The 18496-nt window shown below is 68.0% G+C and carries 11 protein-coding genes; 7 read left to right on the top strand and 4 right to left on the bottom strand.

Annotation, left to right across the window (positions count from 1 at the left end; all coding sequences use genetic code 11):
- Nucleotides 1-42 precede the first annotated feature (42 nt).
- Nucleotides 43-1719, bottom strand: coding sequence for a putative transporter (locus VT03_RS10485; protein WP_075092938.1), 1677 nt, complete (start codon nt 1717-1719; stop codon nt 43-45).
- 126 nt (nt 1720-1845) lie between these two features.
- Nucleotides 1846-3237 carry an MBL fold metallo-hydrolase RNA specificity domain-containing protein gene (locus VT03_RS10480; protein ID WP_075092937.1) on the bottom strand — a complete coding sequence of 464 codons (1392 nt, stop codon included), beginning with the start codon at nt 3235-3237 and terminating at the stop codon, nt 1846-1848.
- Nucleotides 3238-3737: 500 nt separating this feature from the next.
- On the opposite strand from VT03_RS10480, the gene VT03_RS10475 reads away from it, so the two are divergent.
- The 7 genes from VT03_RS10475 (at nt 3738) to VT03_RS10445 (ending at nt 13320) form a co-directional block, all read left to right on the top strand.
- Nucleotides 3738-5096 carry a DcaP family trimeric outer membrane transporter gene (locus VT03_RS10475; protein ID WP_075092936.1) on the top strand — a complete coding sequence of 453 codons (1359 nt, stop codon included), beginning with the start codon at nt 3738-3740 and terminating at the stop codon, nt 5094-5096.
- Between the two features lie 265 nt (nt 5097-5361).
- Nucleotides 5362-6687, top strand: a complete 1326-nt coding sequence (locus VT03_RS10470; protein WP_075092935.1) for an anaerobic C4-dicarboxylate transporter family protein — start codon at nt 5362-5364, stop codon at nt 6685-6687.
- 11 nt (nt 6688-6698) lie between these two features.
- Nucleotides 6699-8570, top strand: coding sequence for an aspartate ammonia-lyase (gene aspA / locus VT03_RS10465; protein WP_075092934.1), 1872 nt, complete (start codon nt 6699-6701; stop codon nt 8568-8570).
- A 310-nt stretch (nt 8571-8880) separates the two neighbouring features.
- Nucleotides 8881-9903, top strand: a complete 1023-nt coding sequence (locus tag VT03_RS10460; protein ID WP_197489285.1) for a YybH family protein — start codon at nt 8881-8883, stop codon at nt 9901-9903.
- A gap of 576 nt (nt 9904-10479) precedes the next feature.
- Nucleotides 10480-11007, top strand: a complete 528-nt coding sequence (locus tag VT03_RS33355; RefSeq protein ID WP_075092932.1) for a hypothetical protein — start codon at nt 10480-10482, stop codon at nt 11005-11007.
- Nucleotides 11004-12287, top strand: a complete 1284-nt coding sequence (locus tag VT03_RS10450; protein ID WP_075092931.1) for a tetratricopeptide repeat protein — start codon at nt 11004-11006, stop codon at nt 12285-12287. Before VT03_RS33355 ends, VT03_RS10450 begins: the two co-directional genes overlap by 4 nt.
- A gap of 247 nt (nt 12288-12534) precedes the next feature.
- A complete protein-coding gene (locus VT03_RS10445) occupies nt 12535-13320 on the top strand; it encodes a hypothetical protein (protein ID WP_082846107.1) in 786 nt (261 codons plus the stop codon).
- Between the two features lie 60 nt (nt 13321-13380).
- On the opposite strand, the gene VT03_RS10440 is transcribed toward VT03_RS10445, so the two are convergent.
- Nucleotides 13381-14820 (bottom strand): DUF1501 domain-containing protein, encoded by a 1440-nt coding sequence (locus tag VT03_RS10440; RefSeq protein ID WP_075092929.1) that lies wholly within the window; start codon nt 14818-14820, stop codon nt 13381-13383.
- 64 nt (nt 14821-14884) lie between these two features.
- Nucleotides 14885-18046 carry a DUF1553 domain-containing protein gene (locus tag VT03_RS10435; RefSeq protein WP_082846106.1) on the bottom strand — a complete coding sequence of 1054 codons (3162 nt, stop codon included), beginning with the start codon at nt 18044-18046 and terminating at the stop codon, nt 14885-14887.
- Between the last annotated feature and the right edge of the window lie 450 nt (nt 18047-18496).

Here is an 18496-nt window from a genome sequence, read left to right as displayed (position 1 = left end):
GGGTTCCACGGAGTTCCCGGTCGGCTCTTCCGGAAGGGAGGGTCATCCGCACAACGTCACCGCCAGGACCTGGGCCGACATGATTCGGAGCAGCATCGTCAGCGGATAGACGGCAGCATACGCGACGGCGGGGGACTCCGAGCGGCAGACGCTCCCCGCAAAGGCGAGGGCGGGAGGATCGGTCATGCTCCCCGCGAGCAGGCCGGACAGTTCCACGTAGTTCATCCCGAAGACTTTTCGCGCGACGACTCCCGCGACCAGCAGCGGGATCACCGTCACGCAAAGGCCGGAGACCAGCCACAGCACCCCCGTGGCGCTCAGGACCGCCGAGAAGAAGGTGGGGCCCGCCAGCAGGCCGACGCTGGCGAAGAAGAGGGAGATCCCCAGTTCGCGGAACGCCAGATTCGCGTTGCGGGGCATATGCCAGACCAGTCCCCCGATCCGTCCGAGCCGGCCGACCAGGATGGCAACGATCAGCGGCCCCGCGGCGAGTCCGAGCTTGAGAGGCTGCGGGAAACCCGGAATCGGAATCGGAAACGTCCCCAGCAGGATGCCGACTCCAATGCCGGCGAACAGCGGAACGAAGTGCGTTTCATTGAGAGCCTGGACCGAGTTCCCGAGGACTTTCTCGGCATGCTCGATGTCCGCCTGCGGCCCCACCACCTGCAGCACGTCCCCGAAGCGGAGGGCGATGTCGGGAGTGGCGACCACTTCCACCTCGCCCCGCAGGATGGTTGTGATCACGACATGCCGCAGGGATTCCTGCTGCAGGTCGCGGACGGTCCGTCCGGGAACCTCTTTCCTCGTCACGACGATCTTCGTCTGCTGGAGGGGCCCGTCGGCCGGGAAGGGGCTGTCGGGATGGATCCCGCCCACAACCTGCTGAAACCGGCTCAGGCCGAGCGGCGATCCGACGACGTCGATGGCGTCGCCGATGTTCAGAGGGGTCGTCCGCGTCGCCACCGAGACGGTCCCGTCCGAGGCGTGCCGGACGCGGGTCACGACGACTCCCGATTCGATGAGGGCCGGCACGTCGCCGATGGGGACTCCCGCCAGGTTCGGGTTCTCCACGATCAGCGTCTGACGTTTGAGCGGATGCTGTCCTTCGGGCCGCGCGGCGCGGAGAGCCGCGACCTCCGCATCGACGTCGACTCGAAACAGGGAGCGGAGGAGGAGCAGCGTCCCGATGATCCCCACGATCCCCATCGGATACGTCACCGCGTAGGCGAGCGCCGGAAGGGCGGCCCGGTCGGCGGAGACATTGGGGAACGACGAGAGGGTCTGCTGCGCCGCCCCGAGCGACGGCGTATTGGTCGTCGCCCCCGAGAACACCCCCAGCACCGCCGCGCTGTCCACGCCGAGCAGCCACCCGACCCCGACCGACAGCAGGGCTCCCAGGACGACGATCGAAGCCGCGAGGAGATTCAGACGCAGCCCCGAGTCCCGCAGCGAAGCGAAGAAGCCCGGCCCCAGCTGCAGTCCGATGCAGAACACAAACAGGATCAGGCCGAACTCCTTCACGAACTCGAGCGTCTTGTGATCGATCGGCTTGCTGAAGTGCCCCACGAAGAGCGCGGCGAACAGGACGCCGGAGGTCCCCAGCCGGATCCCGCGAAAGCCGATTCCCCCCAGGCTCATCCCGGCGACGCAGACGAACGCCAGAATTGCGATCGCCTGAGCCGTCGGGTTGGTCTGATAGAGCTGAAAAATCCAATTCATGAGAGGCCGTGTTCCAGAAGTGATCGAGGACCGCCCGGGCCGCACAGACCGGGACAGGTCCGCTCCGACTGCGTGAAGAATACGGTCCGGTCCGGGCCGCCCCCAGCGAAGGGACTCGGGGAGCAGTCAGATCTCGATGACGTCCCCTTGATTGGGGAGCGTCGCCGTCAGCTTGAAGCGGGTCTGGATCGCCTGGGCGAGACCCGTCCGGCTCCGGTCTTCGCCGTGCGTCAGGATCACGTGGGGCTTCGAGGGGGCCAGCGTCGAAAACCACTTGAGCAGATCGGTCTGGCCGGCGTGGCCGCTGAAGCCGTTGAGCGTGTGAATCTTGGCCCTCACCGGGACCTTCTCGCCGAGGATCGTGACCGTCTTCTGCTTTTCGACCAGCTTCCGTCCCAGCGATCCGTACCCCTGATAACCGACGATCAGGACGTGGGTCTTCGGATTGGGGAGGTTGAACTTGAGATGGTGCTGAATCCGGCCGGCGTTGCACATGCCGGCTCCCGCCAGGATCGCGCACGGCCCCCGCAGGTCGTTCAGCCGCTTCGATTCGACCGAGGTCGTGCTCGTGTGAAAGTAGGCGGGATTCAGCGGGAGGAGCCCCTTCTTCTTCCAGGCGACGAGTTCCTCGTCGTGCAGGTCGGGATACTTCGTGTAGACCCCGCTGGCGTTGATCGCCATCGGGCTGTCGAGGTACACCGGAAAACCGGGGATGTCCTTCCGCAGGAACATCACCGCCAGGTGATACAGCATCTGCTGCGAGCGGCCGATCGCGAACGTCGGAATCAGGATCTTGCCGCCGGTCCCGGAGACCTCTTTGACGATCCGTTCGAAGTCGGCGAGCGTCTCGGCATAGGGGCGATGGTCCCGATCCCCGTAGGTCGATTCGAGAAACACGGCGTCGGCCCGCTCGAACGTCTGAAACTGGTTGAGGAGCGGCATCGTCACGGGGCCGATGTCGCCGGAGAACACGACGACCTTCTTCTTCCCCTCTTCCTCGACGGTCAGCTCGATGCTCCCCGACCCGAGCATGTGTCCCGCCTCGATCCAGCGGGCCGTGATCCCCGGGGCGACCTTGACCGGCTTGTTCAGGGCGACGGTCCGGGTCTGGCTGCGGAACGGCTCCACGTCTTCCGGAGCATAGAGCGGCTCGACGGGCGGGGCGTCCGGCGCTCCGCGGCGGGTCTGACGCTCCGCATCCTGCTGCTGGAGGCGGGCGGAGTCGCTGAGGATGATTTCGCCGAGGTCGATCGTCGCGCTGGTCGCATAGATCGGGCCCCGGAATCCATGCTTGATCAGGAGCGGCACGCGCCCCGTGTGGTCGAGATGCGCGTGCGTCAGCAGGAGGGCGTCGATCGTTTCCGGTCGGACGCCGGGGGGGAGCCGGTTCTTGGCCTCGCTCTGGCGCCCCCCTTGAAACATTCCGGCATCAAGGAGCACCGTGGCTCCGTTGGCGCGGATCACATAGCACGACCCCGTGACTTCCCCACCCGATGCACCGACCAGCTTGACCTTCATGATGCGCTCTCCCGGCAGAAAGCAATGTGTGGACAGGCAGACCACCTGCGGACCCCGTTCGCCGGCCCCTGGGCACGGAAGCATGTCGACCCAACCCGTTCCGGCGCCGATCGGCCTGCAGGCGACGACTCCCAGTTTGCGCCCCGCCGGAAGACATGCAAGTGATCGCCACACCACCTCCCGGAGCCCTCGCCGCTCATCGAGCGACGGCAAACCCGCGCGGGATCGCGGCCGCTCCGCCATGGAAGTCAGGCCTTGTGTCGACCTCCAGGCGTCCCCGGGCGGCCCCGGAAGCGACTCGCCGCTCGTCCCGGACGCCCTCCGCCGGACTCTCTGTCGTGCCACGGAGCACCCCGTTCGGCAGAACTTGCGGAAGGGGGACATCGAACCGGTTCTGAGATTGCCGCCGACCGGGAGGACTTCTAGCCTCAAGCCATTTCCCTCGCCTGATTCACGACCCTCATTCTCTCACTGCCTGAGCGTTCGCGAACAAGATGGCCATGGCCGGAATCCGCCGCATCGCCATTGGGCTTGTTCTCGCAGGCCTCTTCGTGCCGCCGGCCTGCGGCCAGGAGGCCGTGGGACCTCGTGAGGAAGACCGCTTCCGGGTCGACGCGATCTTCCAGGAGACCGCCCCCACGCAGCCGCCGTCGCCTCCCGCGGAAGACGAGTTCAGTCCGACCGTTCCCGATCCCCCGCCCTCCCCCTCCCCCTCCCCTGCCCCCCCGGAGCTCGGTCCGGCACTGAGCGTCAGCGAGACGAGCCAGGGCCACTGGATTGCCTCGAAGGCCGACTCCGCGGAGTTCCCCAGGGCGAGTAAGATCCCGGGGACGGAGATCTGGTGGAAGTTCGGCGGCTTCGTCAAAGCGGACTTCATCCACGACTTCAAACCGGCCGGCGTCCGCGATCGCTGGGTCCCCACGACGATTCCCGTCGACGGGCGCGACGGCCAGAACACGCTGATGCAGGCCAAGGCGACCCGGCTCAACCTCGACGTCCGCGCGCCGAGCGACTGGGGAACGGTCCGCGGGTACGTGGAGACCGACTTCTTCACCGACGGGAATCAACTCCGGATCCGGCACGCCTACACGGAAGTCGGTCCGCTCCTCGCCGGCCAGACGTGGACCGTGTTCACGGATCCGAACGCGATCCCCAGGACACTCGATTTTGAAAGTCCGATCGCGTTCATCGTGCAGCGGCAGGCGCAGTTCCGGTGGACGGAAACGCTCAGCGACAATCTCAAGTGGGCCGCCTCCATCGAGAATCCCACGACGGCGGTCGACGACAATGTGATCTTCGCCATTCCGGGCGTCCCCGCGCAGCCCATCCCCGATTTTGCGACCCATCTCAAGTACAAGAGCGAATCCTACGAGTGGTTTGTCGCGGCCCTCTTTCGCGACGTTGCCTATCAACCGGACATTGGCCCGCAGCAGGATCGATTCGGCTACGCGTTCAATTTCATCGGCATTCTCTATCCGACGAAGCAGGACAAGATCATCGGTGAGTTCGTCTTCGGAGACGGCCTCGGCCGGTACCGCGGCGGATCCGACCTGAGACTCGGTTCGCCCACAACGGTCGACACCGTCCAGTTCGTCGGCGGATGCTTCGCGGTGACGCACGCCTGGACCGAGACCCTGAGCAGCACGGGGGTCTACAGCTTCGCCCTCCGGCGTCGTGAAGAGACCGACCCGCCGGACACGTCGCAGTTCTCGAACTACGTGGCGGCGAACCTCATCTGGACGCCGATCGACAACACCAGTCTCGGGGTCGAGTACCTCTACGGCTCGAACGAAGTCCGCAACGGGAACTTCGGCGACTCCCACCGCATCCAGGCGACCGTGCAGTACAACCTCCCGTGAGCCCGTCGGCCCCGTGGAGCGTCCTTCAACGGGCTGCGTTCCCGAGCCGGCTCGCCCCTCGGCCGGGTGGATCCGGAACGTTGGCCCGCGCATCCGCCACCGCATCCGCCGGCCGCTCGCAATCGATGCGGACCCTCGTTGATTTTTCCGAATTGCGACCCGCATACTGCGGCGGCACCTGGGAGAGACCGGCCGACGGACGAAGGGGACGTCCTCTCCTGATGTAGCATGCCGTACTGGGCTGCACCGCCGCGGAGCGACCGGGATGACGTTGACGCTCGAACTGCTCGTCCTCCTCGCCGCCATCGCCATCGGGGCGCGGGCGGGCGGAGTTGGAATGGGACTGTGGGGGGGCGTCGGCCTGGCGGTGCTCGTCTTCCTGTTCGGCGAGAAGCCGGGGAGCATTCCGGGCGAGGTCCTGCTGATCATCCTGACGGTCATCATGGCGGCTTCGGCCATGGAAGCGGCCGGAGGCATCGACTACCTCGTTCAGGTCGCCTCCCGGATCATCCGCCGCAGTCCGCGCCACGTCACGATCGTCGCCCCCCTGGTTGCGTACCTCTTCACGTTTCTCTCCGGCACCGGGCACGTCTTCTACCCGCTCCTGCCGGTCATCTACGAAGTCGCCATGAAGGGCCGGGTCCGGCCGGAGCGACCGATCGCGGTCGCCACCATCGCCTCCCAGCAGGCGATCACCGCCAGCCCGGTGTCGGCCGCGACGGCGGCGCTGATTGCGATTCTCGGCTCCCACGGGATCGGCCTCCCCTCGATCCTCCTGATCTGCGTCCCGTCGACGTTGCTCGGAGTCGTCGTCGCGGCCCTCGTTCAGACGCGCGTCGGCGTCGAACTGGACCAGGACCCGGAGTACCTGCGACGCGTGGCGGCGGGAGAGGTGGAAGATTCGAAAGGAACGAGGGACGACGAAGCGCCGGCCGCTCTACCACGTGGGGCCGGAGCGTCGGCCGGCCTCTTTCTGGCGGGGGTCGGCGTCGTCGTCGGCTGCGGACTGTTCCCGGCCCTCCGAACCGTCGGCCCGGCCGACGCGCGGACGGCGGTCTCGATGCCGATGACGATCGCCATCGTGATGTTCACGGTCGCCGCCGTCATGATCTCGCTCACCACAGCCCGGGCCGATCAGATCGTCCGGACCAAGACCTGCCAGGCCGGGCTGACGGCGGTGATCGGGATTCTCGGACTCGCCTGGCTGGGGGACACGTTCATCGGCGCCAACCGCGAGGTCATCATCGGAGGACTCTCGCGGATGGCCGAGGCCTATCCGGCCCTGTTCTCGACGGGGCTGTTCGCGACATCCATGCTGCTCTACAGCCAGGCCGCTACGACGCAGACGCTCATGCCGCTGGGAGTGACGCTCGGCATCGCCCCCGCCGCGCTGACCGCGATGTTTCCGGCCGTCAACGGGTACTTCTTCATCCCGACCTACGGAACGCTGATCGCCGCGGTCAATTTCGACCGCAGCGGAACCACGCGGATCGGGAAGTATGTGATCAACCACTCGTTCCTGTTGCCCGGTCTCGTCGCCACGGTCGTCGCCGTCTCGACCGGCCTCGTCATCGCAAAGCTCTTTTTCTGAGGTGCGCCGAAATGAAGACTCTCCTGGACCGCATCGAGCCCGCGGCGGTCGCCATGGGCATTCCGGCCTCCGAACTGGTCGCGCTGATGCAGAAAGGGACCTCGACCCCATTTGAAGGGGGAGCCTGCCTGTTTCATGAGTCGATGCCTCGCGAGTGGTTCGGGATCGTCGAGTCGGGAACCGTCGATATCGTTCGCGGACTGCACGGTTCGCAGACACACCTCGCGACCCTGACGGCCGGCGCTCTGATCGCCGAGGGCCTGCTCCTCGATGATGGGGCGCACTCCACCAGCGCCTACGCCCGCGGGACCGGCACGTCGGTCATCGTGATCCGCCGGGCCGTCATGAATGAGCTCAAGGCGGCCCGGCCGGATGTTTACTACCGGCTCGTCGCGCGGGTCGCCCAGCGGATCTCGGACCGCCTGCGGATCGCCTCCGATGCAATCGCCGCCCAGAAGGCGCTCGCGCCGGAGGTGACGTCGTATCGAACCGAGCACGACTCGCTCGGCGAGCGCGAGATCCCGAACAACGTCTACTACGGAGTCCAGACGGTTCGGGCTCTGGAGAACTTCGCCATCTCCGGCGTTCCGCTGCGGACGTTCGCCCACTTCGTCAACGGGCTCGCCTGCGTGAAGAAGGCGGCCGCCCAGGCGAACGCCGAGCTCCGGTGCATTCCCCGCGAGAGCGCGGACGCGATCGTCAAGGCGTGCGACGAGATCCTGGCCGGCAGGCTCCACTCGCATTTCGTCGTCGACATGATGCAGGGGGGCGCGGGGACCAGCACGAACATGAACGCCAACGAGGTGATCGCGAATCGGGCCCTCGAGATCCTGGGCCATTCCAAGGGGGAGTACCGGCATCTCCACCCGAACGACCACGTCAACTGCTCGCAGTCGACGAACGACGCCTACCCCACGGCGATCAAGCTGGCGGTGATCTATTCGCTGAAGGACACGCTCGCCGCGATGGACGAGTTGCGGATCCAGCTGCAGGGCAAGGAGCGGGAGTTCGCTCACGTCCTCAAGATGGGGCGGACGGAGAACCAGGACGCCGTCCCGATGACGCTCGGCCAGGAGTTCGGGGCCTACGCCGTCATGGTCCAGTCCGCGATGGCGGCCCTCGGGCGGTCGGCCGACGAGCTGCACGAGATCAACATGGGGGCCACGGCGATCGGCACGGGGATCTGCAGCCCTCCGGGCTACGCCGACCTGGTGACGAAGCGCCTCGTGGAGACCTCCGGGCTTCCGCTCCGGAAGGCCTTGAACCTGGTGGAAGCGACGCAGGACTCCGGCGCCTTTGCGCAGATGGCCGCCACGATGAAGCGGGCCGCCGTCCAGGTCTCCAAGATCTGCAACGATCTGCGGTGGCTCTCCTCCGGTCCCCGGTGCGGACTGAACGAAATCAACCTGCCGCCGATGCAGCCCGGATCTTCGATCATGCCGGGGAAGGTCAATCCGGTGATCCCGGAGCTGGTCAGTCAGATCTGCTTCCAGATCATCGGCTACGACGTGACGATCTCGATGGCGTCGGAAGCGAGCGAGCTGGAGCTCAATATGGCCGAGCCGATCATCGCCTACGACCTCCTGCACGGTCTCATGATCCTGAAGAATGCGTGCGTGACGCTCGCCGCCCGGTGCATCTCTGGAATCACGGCCAACGAGGACCGCTGCCGGCAGTTCGTCCAGAACAGCATCGGCCTCGTGACGGCGCTCAACCCGGTGATCGGCTATGAGAAGTCGGCGTCGATCGCCAAGGAAGCGCTGAGGACCGGCGGCAGCGTCTACGACCTGGTCCTGGAGAAAGGATGGCTCAGCAGAGAGCAGCTCGACGACCTGCTGAGCCCGGCGAGCATGACCGATCCCCGCCAGCTGCCGACCGAGTGACGGCCGCCCCACGAACGTCCCCCCGCGTCGCCTCGCGACCGGGCGGGCGATTCGTCTCGATCGGGTCAAACGGACCAAGGCATCGGCGTTCACCGATCGAACGGGTGAGGCGCAGTCCGGCAAGGGTCCATTGCCGAATCGGACTTCAAGGTCGATCGGTCGACAACCGGCTTCGGACTCGTGAAAATGCGGCCGTCGTTTGATCGGCTCGGGTGGGACAAACGTCATGGCCGCGCGGTGCACCGTCCATTCCGCGAACGATCGCTGGACTCCCTCGGAGAACGGGAGTCCATTCTCGGGGAGCCACATCATGTCTGTCGTGTTGCGTCTGGCGTTGATCGCCTTCGCCGTCTTTCTGAGTCGTGAGTTCTGTTCGGCCGAGGACGCGGCCTCCACCGCCAGGAAGGGTGGCCAGGGCGCTGCGGAGGCGGCCGGCTCGCCCGCTGCGAAGGCCGTCCCCGAGGCGGCAGACGACACCCCTTCGCCAGACGAGAAGGCGATTCAGGACGCGGCGGTCAGTTTTGTCGACGCGTACAACGCCAAGGATGCCGCGGCGATCACCGCGCTCTTTGACGCCGGGGCGCGGCTCGAAGAAGCGGACGGGACGATGACCGTGGGAGCGGAGGCGATCCAGGAGGCCTTCGCGGCGGAGTTCGAGGCCGAGCCGACGGCCGAGATCGGTCTCGACATGACCTCCCTGCGACTGATCACGCCGGACATCGCCATTGAAGAGGGGGCGACGGAGTTCTACCCGGATGGGGAGACGCTGACCTCCCGGGGTCGCTACCTCGTTGTCCACCAGAAGAAGGATGGGGTGTGGCGGATGATCTCGGCCCGCTCGATCGAGAAGACGGTCGTCAGCAACTACGAGTACCTGCGAAACCTGGAATGGCTCGTCGGGGACTGGATCGACGAAGACGCCACGGAAGTCGTGCAGACGACATTCCGCTGGGACGAGGGGCGCAACTTCCTGCTCCAGGAGTTCCAGGTCGTCCGAGGAGCCGAGGTCCTGCTGAAGGGGACCCAGCGGATCGGTTGGGATCCGCAGAAGAAGCAGTTCCGGAGCTGGGTCTTTGATTCCCGCGGAGGCTTCGGTGCGTCGAGCTGGGTGCAGTCGGACGACGCCTGGGTCGTGACGACGACCGGCGTAAGTTCCGACGGCACGAACAAGTCCGAGACCCGCACGCTTGTCCCGGGCCAGGACCGGATCCACGTTCTCGTCTCCAATCGGCTGACCGGTGGAGAAGCACAGGCGGACCTGGAGTTCACGATGGTTCGTCGTCCGCCGTCGCCTGTTGCAAGCAACGCCCCCGCTGCGCCGGTCGTCCCCTAAGGGGCCGCTGAGCCGCCCCCATCGAAATACCGAGGAGTTCCCCCATGATTGCTCAAACTCGCTCACGGGTGATTGCGCTCGCCCTCGTGTGCCTGCTGCTGGGAGTCGCGGAGCTTTGGGCCCGTGGATTCGGCGGCGGCGGGGGTGGACGAGGCGGCGGAGGTGGTGGTGGTGGCTTTCGCGGCGGGGGAGGCGGCGGTGGATTCGGTGGAGGCGGGGGCGGTCGTGCCCCGTCCATGAGTCGCCCCTCCGGTCCCGTTGGGGGCGGGGGGCGGCCCGGGGGCGGGATGCCGAGCCGCCCGTCTGGGCCGAGTGCGCGGCCCTCCGGCCCAAGTGCGCGCCCCTCCGGACCGAGCGCCCGGCCGTCCGGTCCGAGCGTGGGAGCGTCTCGTCCCGGAGGCGGGGGAGCGCAGCCCGGAAACGTTCGGCTTCCCAACGGCTCGACCCGGCCAGGAAACTCGGCTCGCCCGCCGGGGAGCGTCGCGGGAGGGAACCGGCCGGGCGGTCCCGGCGGCAATCGACCGCCCGTGAATCCCGGTCTGGGCATCGGCAATCGTCCGCCGATTAATCCCGGCGGTGTTGGAGGCGCTGGTGGGGTCGGACGCCCCGGCGGCGTTGGGGGAGTCGGCGGCGTCGGCGGTGTTGGGGGCGTCGGTGGCGCTGGCCGTCCTGGCATCGGTGGGCCCGGTGGCGTTGGGGGCGTCGGCGGTGCGGGCGGCGTCGGTGGCGTTGGACGCCCGGGCGGCCCCGGCGGGGTCGGAGGCGTCGGCGGGGTTGGCCGTCCTGGCGGCGTTGGTGGCGTCGGCGGCGTTGGAGGCCCTGGTGGAGTCGGACGCCCCGGTGGCGTTGGCGGCGTCGGTGGTCCTGGCGGCGTTGGGGGAGTCGGTGGCGTTGGCGGCCCCGGTGGCGTTGGACGTCCCGGCGGCGTTGGGGGAGTCGGCGGCGTCGGTGGCGTCGGCCGTCCCGGTGGAATTGGCGGCGTTGGTGGCGTCGGCGGGCCTGGATCGGGACTGCGGCCCACGCTCCTTCCGGGACTGGGCGGGGGACCTGGCGGGAATCGTCCGAACTGGAACGACGGGCCGGGCTCGCGCCAGGACTGGATGAACGACCGGATGGCGAATCGGCAGGACCGGGCGGACAACCTTCAGGACCGCATCAGCAACCGGGGCGAGAACTGGCAGGACATCCGCAACGACTGGGCGGACAACGCCGGTGATCGGTGGGACGACTGGTCCGAGAACTACTGGGACAACGCCCACGACATGAACCACGACCACTGGCATGACCACTGGGACAACTACTGGGACCACATGTGGAACGAGCACCCGGTGTACACGGCACTGGGGGTGACCGCCTGGGGGGTCAACCGGCTCGGGTACTGGTTCGGCTACGGCGGCGGCTACTCCAACCCGTACTACAGCGACGCCGGCAGCTACGGAGGGGGCGGGTACTACGACTACTCCCAGCCGCTCGCGACGTACGAGCAGGTCAGCTATCCGGCGGAACAGGCGGTTCCCGCCACGTCGTCCGAACCGGTGCCGGCCACGGCCCCGGCCGGCGCGGCTCCCGAAGCCGCTGCCGAAACCAGCCCGCTGGAGAAGGCCTACGACGAAGCGCGGCAGGCCTTCTACGACAGCGACTACCCGAAGGCGCTGGAGAAGGTCAATGCGGCCCTGGCCCTCGCGCCGAATGACGCTGCGCTGCATGAGTTCAAGGCGCTGAGTCTCTTCGCCCTGGGCAAGTATTCCGACGCCGCGGCGACGATTCACGCCGTCCTGGCGGTCGGCCCCGGCTGGGACTGGACGACCTTCATCCGGATGTATCCGGCGGCGGACGTCTACACCGCGCAGCTCCGCGCGCTGGAAGCGGCCGTCCTCGAGAAGCCGAAGGCCGCGGATCTCCGCTTCCTCCTGGCCTATCACTACATCACCTGCAACTCGATCCCCGCCGCGACGGCGCAGCTCAAGGAAGTCACGCTGCTGCAGCCTCAGGACACCGTCGCCCAGCAGCTCCTCACCATGCTCGGCGGCCCCGCCGCGGCACCCTCCACTCCGGAAACCGCGCCGCCGAAGCCCGCCGGGCCGGCCGCGGCTCCCGCGGTCCCCAAACAGGACCTCGTCGGAGTCTGGAAGGCCAAGGGACAGGGAGGTTCCTCCTTCGAGCTGAGTCTGAACGACAAGAGCGAGTTCAAGTGGACCTTCACCGGCAAGGGAAAGTCGACCGCCATCGAAGGGGTCTATGCGACCGAGGGGAATTCGCTCGTGCTGCAGCCCGATGCGGGGGGCGTGATGGTGGCGGAAGTCACCTCGCCCAAGAACGGCGGCTTCCACTTCCAGCAGGTCGGCGCACCGGCTGGAGACAAGGGGCTCGATTTCACCAAGTGAGCTAGAAGGCTCGTCGCATCGGCCGCGGTCGCCTCGGCGACGCCGGCCCGGCGACGAGCCTTTTTCGTTCACGGAAACCTCGCCCTCAGCGACGTTCCGGTCGCGAGCCCAAGGCAACGGAAGGGCTCCGCGCCGCAAGCAGCGACCGGATGGTCTTCCCGCGGCGCCGCTCCGGAGCGCCGGCCTCGACCCGTCCGGCACGTCGGCGGAGTCCGCCGTCCCCACCCCAGGAACGACACCCCCGATCGTGACCGACACTACTCCCGCTCTTCGACTCTTCCTGGAGGCCTTTACCGCCGCGGACGTGGCGGAGCCGCTGCTTTCGTTCGATGACACGACGCCCGGCGAATCGATCCGGACAGCCATGACCGAGCGGCGGCAGGACGTGGTGGGGATCCGGTTCCAGGGGGAGGTCGTGCGGTGGATGCATCGCGACGACCCGCCGGTCTCCCCGCCGGCCTACCGGACCTTCGAACCGTCGATGGTGATCGAGTCCTCCGCGCCGCTGCACGTCGTGATTCAGCGGCTCGACGAGCAGGAACCGGTGTTCGTCCGGAGCCTGGGGCAGTTGGGAGGGGTCATTTACCGCCACGACACCCAGAACGCCGCCATGCGGATGTGGCTCTTCGGACTGGTGACGGTGATGGACCTGCGCGTGACGGAGATCATCCGCGACACGTTTCCCGGCGCCGAGTGGCAGCGCTATCTCTCTCCCGGACGACTCCAGAAGGCGAAGGAGCTGCAGGAGGAGCGGACCCGGCGGAACGACGCGAGGGACCTGCTCGACTGCCTGCAGCTGTCCGACAAGGGAAAGATCATCGCCTGCGACGAAGAGCTGAGGGGGCTGACCCGCTTTCACTCGCGGCGGGGGGTGGAGCAGTTCGTCTCCGGCCTCGAATCGCTGAGGAACCATCTCGCCCACTCCCAGGACTTTGCCGCCAACTGGGAGACCATCCTCGACCTCGCCCGCAACGTGCGACGGGTGGTCATCGGCGCCGACGAGCACGAGGGCGAATCGACGCCACGCGGATGACCGCGGAGCCCGGAACGGGCACGCGGGAACGGCAGCGTCGGCGGGCCGCGTTCCCGGGAGTCAGGAGAGGATCGGGGTCACGACCTCGCCGTGGACGTCGGTGAGGCGGTAGTCCCGGCCCTGGAAGCGATAGGTCAGCCGCTTGTGGTCATAGCCGAGCGCGTGCAGGATCGTCGCGTTCAGATCGTGGATGTGGACCGGATCGCGGGTGATGTTGTAGCCGAAGTCGTCGGTCTCGCCGTGGACGTGGCCGGGCCGGATCCCGCCCCCGGCCAGCCAGACCGAGAAGCAGCGGCCGTGATGGTCCCGGCCGTAGTCGTCCTGCAGGCCCCCCTGGCCGTACACGGTCCGGCCGAACTCGCCCCCCCAGACGACGAGCGTGTCGTCGAGCATCCCCCGCTCCTTGAGGTCGGAGATCAGGGCCGCCTGCGGCTGGTCGACGTCGCGCGCCTGCTTGGGGATGTTCGTCGGGAGGCCGCCGTGCTGGTCCCATCCGCGGTGGTAGAGCTGCACGCAGCGGACGCCCCGCTCCAGGAGCCGGCGGGCCAGCAGGCAGTTCGCGGCGAAGGTCCCGGGCGTCTTCGCCTCCTCGCCGTAAAGCTCGAAGGTGCCGGCCGTCTCCTGCGAAAGATCAGTCAGGTCGGGGACGGAGGCCTGCATCCGGAGCGCCATCTCGTACTGCGCGATGCGGGTCGCGACCTCGGGGTCGCCTGTCCGCTCGAGCTGCCGCTCGTTGAGCTTCGCCAGTCCGTCCAGCATCGACCGCCGCAGGTCGCGGTCGATCCCCGGCGGGTCCGAAAGGTACAGGACCGGGTCGCCGCTGCTCCGGAGCTTCACCCCCTGATGGCTCGACGGCAGGAACCCGCTCCCCCACAGCCGCTCCAAGAGCCCCTGGTTGGAGTCCTTCCCGGACCCGTGCGAAATCAGGACGATAAAGGCCGGCAGGTTCTCCGCCTCGCACCCGAGGCCGTAGCTCAGCCAGGCGCCGAGGGACGGCCGCCCCGGCTGCTGCGAGCCGGTCTGGATGAACGTGATGGCCGGGTCGTGGTTGATCGCTTCCGTGTGGACCGAGCGGACGAGGCAGATGTCGCCGAGGACCTTCGCCGTGTGCGGCAGGAGCGAGCTGAGCCACGTCCCCCCCTCGCCTGCCTGCTGGAACGGGAACTTCGGGGCGATGACGGGAAAGCTCTTCTGGCCGGAGGTCATGCCGGTCAGCCGCTGTCCCTGGCGGATGGAGTCGGGAAGCTCCGTCCCGTGGAGCTCCTTGAGCCGGGGCTTGTAGTCGAGGAGCTCCAGGTGCGACGGCCCGCCGGACTGGAACAGGTAGATGATCCGCTTGGCCTTCGGCGCCAGCTGCGTCGGCACGATTCCCCGCAGTCCCTCGGCCCGGGTCTCGCGGGCCAGCAGACCGGCGAGGGCCGCGGTCCCGGCTGCGGCCCCGGCCCCTTTGAGGAGGGTACGGCGGGTCAGTTGCTGCAGGTATTCGGCGACGGGATTCATCGGGCGGCCTCGGAGTTCAGGCGGGACGGCGGGCAGGGCGGGTGAAGCAGTGACAGCCTGTCGATCAGGGCTTCGAGATCGTCTCGTCGAGGTTCAGAACCAGGCTGGCGACGGTCGTCCAGGCGGCCAGCTCCGCCGGGTCGAGCTTCTCCGGCAGCGGCGAGTGTCCCACCGCAAGCAGCTTCTTCGCGGCGTCCGGATCGGCGGTGAACTTCGCCCGGGCCTCCTTCTCCACCCGCAGGAGCAGTTCGGTCTCCGGGGCGTCCGGAGTTCGACAGACCGCCAGCTCGAACAGCCGGACGAGCCGAGCGTTATCGTCCGCCGAACCGAGGAGAGTCCGCTCCGCGAGTTTCCGCGCGGCCTCGACATAGGTCGGGTCATTGAGCAGGACGAGCGCCTGGAGGGGCGTGTTGGTCCGGGAGCGGCGGACGACGCACGTCTCGCGGTCCGGGGCATCGAAGGCGGACATCCCCGGCGGCGGACAGGTCCGCTTCCAGAAGGTGTACATGCTGCGGCGATAGAGGCCGTCCCCCAGGTCCGGGGCGTACTTGTCCCGGCGCTCCACCGAGACGTCTTCCCAGAGTCCTTCCGGCTGGTACGGCTTCACGCTCGGTCCGCCGACCCGCTCCACCAGCAGGCCGCTGATCGCAAGCGCGTTGTCGCGGACGGTCTCGGCGGGAAGCCGATACCGCGGCCCGCGGGCGAGCAGCCGATTCCGCGGATCGCGTTCCAGGAGTTCCGGAGTCGTCCGGGAGGACTGGCGGTACGTCGCCGAGAGGACGATCTGCCTGAGCAGCGCCCGGGTATTCCAGTTCTGCCGGATCAGCTCCGTCGCGAGCCAGTCGAGAAGCTCCGGATGGGTCGGCAGAGCGCCCTGGATCCCGAAGTCTTCGACCGTCTCGACGAGCCCGGTTCCGAGCAGCATCTCCCACCAGCGGTTCACCGCGACGCGGGCCGTCAGCGGATGCTTCGGATGCGTCAGCCACCGGGCCAGATCGAGACGGCTCGCGACGTCCGCCGGAACCTCGGGAAAGAGATCGACGACCCCGGGCTGCACTTCCTCACCCGGCTGGTCGTACTGCCCGCGCTTCAACAGGTGCGTCTTCCGGCGGGGGGACATCTCGGCCATCACCATCGTGACCGGGATCGCCTTGTCGACTTCCGCGATCTGCTTCGGGATCTCGGCCAGCTCGGTCCGCCAGCCCCGCGACGCGGCGTCGACCTGATCGAGGTAGTAGGCCTTGAGCCGCTCGCGCTGCACCGGCGTCCGCTCGGCCGCGGCGGTCGCCAGGATCCCTTTCAGCCCGGCGAGGGTCCTGCCGGTCGCCAGCCTGCCCGCTTCCTCGGGGGCCAGGACGGTCGAGTAGAGCTGGACGTCGTCGATCCGGCCCCGGAACGGCGCGGAACCGTTGCGGCGGCCGATGTGGAACGGCTTGTCGGTCTCCAGCGGGCCGTCGAGCGTGTTGTCGGTCGTCGCCTCGATCTCCTGCGGCTGCCCGTCGACATACACCCGCATCCCCGCCGCCCGCCGCGAGCCGTCGTAGGTCACGACGACATGGTGCCACGCGTTGAATGACAGCGGCTGCTTCGTGATCACCTTGAAGGCCCGGTCGGGCCAGTGGTGGACGAAATGGCTGGCGACCTTGCCCCCTTCCAGGATCAGGTCGTAGCCCCGGTAGGCGTTCCCCTCGTCGATGCGGGAGAGGACGGTGCTCGCCTCGCCGCTCGTGGGATAGACCCAGGCCGCGAATGAGCACGGCTTGTCGCTCTCCAGCCGGCCGACTTCGTCCGCCGCGATGAACTGCGTCCCGTCGAACTCGACCGCCCGGCCGAGTTTCCCCTCGGTCGACTTGAGCGTCCCCTGGAGGACTCCGCCGCCGCCCGCCGCGACGCCGTTGGCGATCGCGGTCCCCTCCGTCTCGTCGAGCGGGAAGTGCGCGAGGAGTCCGACCGGGCTCGCCTGCTCAATCTCGGCGGGAGTCAGGGCCGCTTCCCAGGCCGTCAGATCCGGATCGACCGCCGCCGCGCGATCGCGGAGCTGCCGGCCCAGTTCCTCGCGCCGCGTTTCGAGGCGTGCGATCTCGGCCTGCTGGGCGGGAGTGGGGACCTTCAGCAGCGGCTCCGCCATCCGTCCCTGGCTGTAAGGGACGACCTTGTCCGGGACGTTGTCGAAGAAGGCGGCGAAGCGGTAATAGTCCCGCTGCGTCAGCGGGTCGTACTTGTGATCGTGGCACCGGGCGCACTGCATCGTCAGCCCGAGGAAGACCGTGGCGGTCGTGTGGACCCGGTCGGCGACATACTCGACGCGGTACTCCTCCTCGACGATCCCCCCTTCGGTCGTCAGGACGTGGTTCCGGCTGAACCCCGTGGCGACCTTCTGGCTCAGGGTCGCTTCCGGCAGGAGGTCGCCGGCGAGCTGTTCGGTCAGGAACCGGTCGTACGGCAGGTTCCGGGCAAAGGCGTCGATGACCCAGTCCCGCCACGGCCAGAGGGTGCGGACTTCGTCGTTGTTGTAGCCGTTCGTATCGGCGTAGCGGGCGGAGTCGAGCCACTGCATCGCCATCCGCTCGGCATGCCGCGGCGATTCGAGCAGCCGGTCGACGACCGCCTCGTAGGCGTGGGGCGACGAGTCGGCCAGGAACCGGGACCGCTCGTCCGGCGTCGGCGGCAGCCCCGTGAGGTCGAGGGTGACCCGCCGGAGCCAGGTTCCGCGGTCCGCCTCCGGCGCGGGGGACAGTTTCTCAGCCTCGAGCCGGTGGAGAACGAACCGGTCGATCTCACTGCGCGGCCACCGGGAGTCCGCGACCTCCGGCAGGGCCGGTCGCTGGGGAGCGACGAAGGCCCAGTGCGCGGAATAGGGAGCCCCTTCGGCGATCCACTGTTTCAGGAGTTCCCGCTGCCGCGGCGAGAGCGGTTTCTGAAACGAGGCGGGCGGCATCTGGGCGTCGTCGGTCACTTCGATGCGGGCGACGAGCTCGCTGGCCGAGGCATCTCCGGCCACGATCGCGCGGCGGCCGGAGGGTGTGGCGGCGAGGGCGCTCTCGCGGAGGTCGAGGCGGAGCTCCGCTTCGCGGGAGGCTTCGTCGGGCCCGTGGCAGTTCCAGCAGTGGTTGGCGAGGATCGGCCGGATATCGCGGTTGAAGTCCAGCGGCGGCGCGGCCTCGGCTTCCGGCAGAGCTCCGGTGAGCGCGGCCGCCAGGAAGGACAAGCAGAGGATCCACTTCATGCGGGGCGACTCCCTCACACTCACGGGAACGGGATCTGCTCGAACGACGCGCGGACTCGTCCCCTGTCGATGCGGTCGCCGGGTTGGGCGACGGGGATCAGTGTAGTCGACGGACTCACGGGCAGTCTTCCGACGCGCGGCGCAGTCCAGCGTGATCGACGATCCCTGTCTCGCCCCAGCCGGGGTCCAGGGGGTACCCCTGGTGGGGAGTGCAGAGGGGCAACGCCCCTTTGCCCGCCGGAGGCCTGGCCGTCGAGGGATGTCTGAAGGAGTGTGTGTCCAAACGCGGACACCGTGCCGGATGCCCCCCACCAACCCGTGAGGAGTCCAGAGCGAGTGGTGAGTCCTTAACGCCGGTCCCACAAAGCGGACATCCGTTGCTTACCACGGTTCCTCATGGAAGTGCCTCCGGCGGCAAGGGGGCGTGGCCCCCTTGACCCCAGGCTGCCG

The organism is Planctomyces sp. SH-PL14 (genome assembly GCF_001610835.1).
Lineage (GTDB): Bacteria > Planctomycetota > Planctomycetia > Planctomycetales > Planctomycetaceae > Planctomyces_A.
Note: the sequence above shows the minus strand (reverse complement) of the source record. Positions and strands in the feature narration are given on the sequence as shown.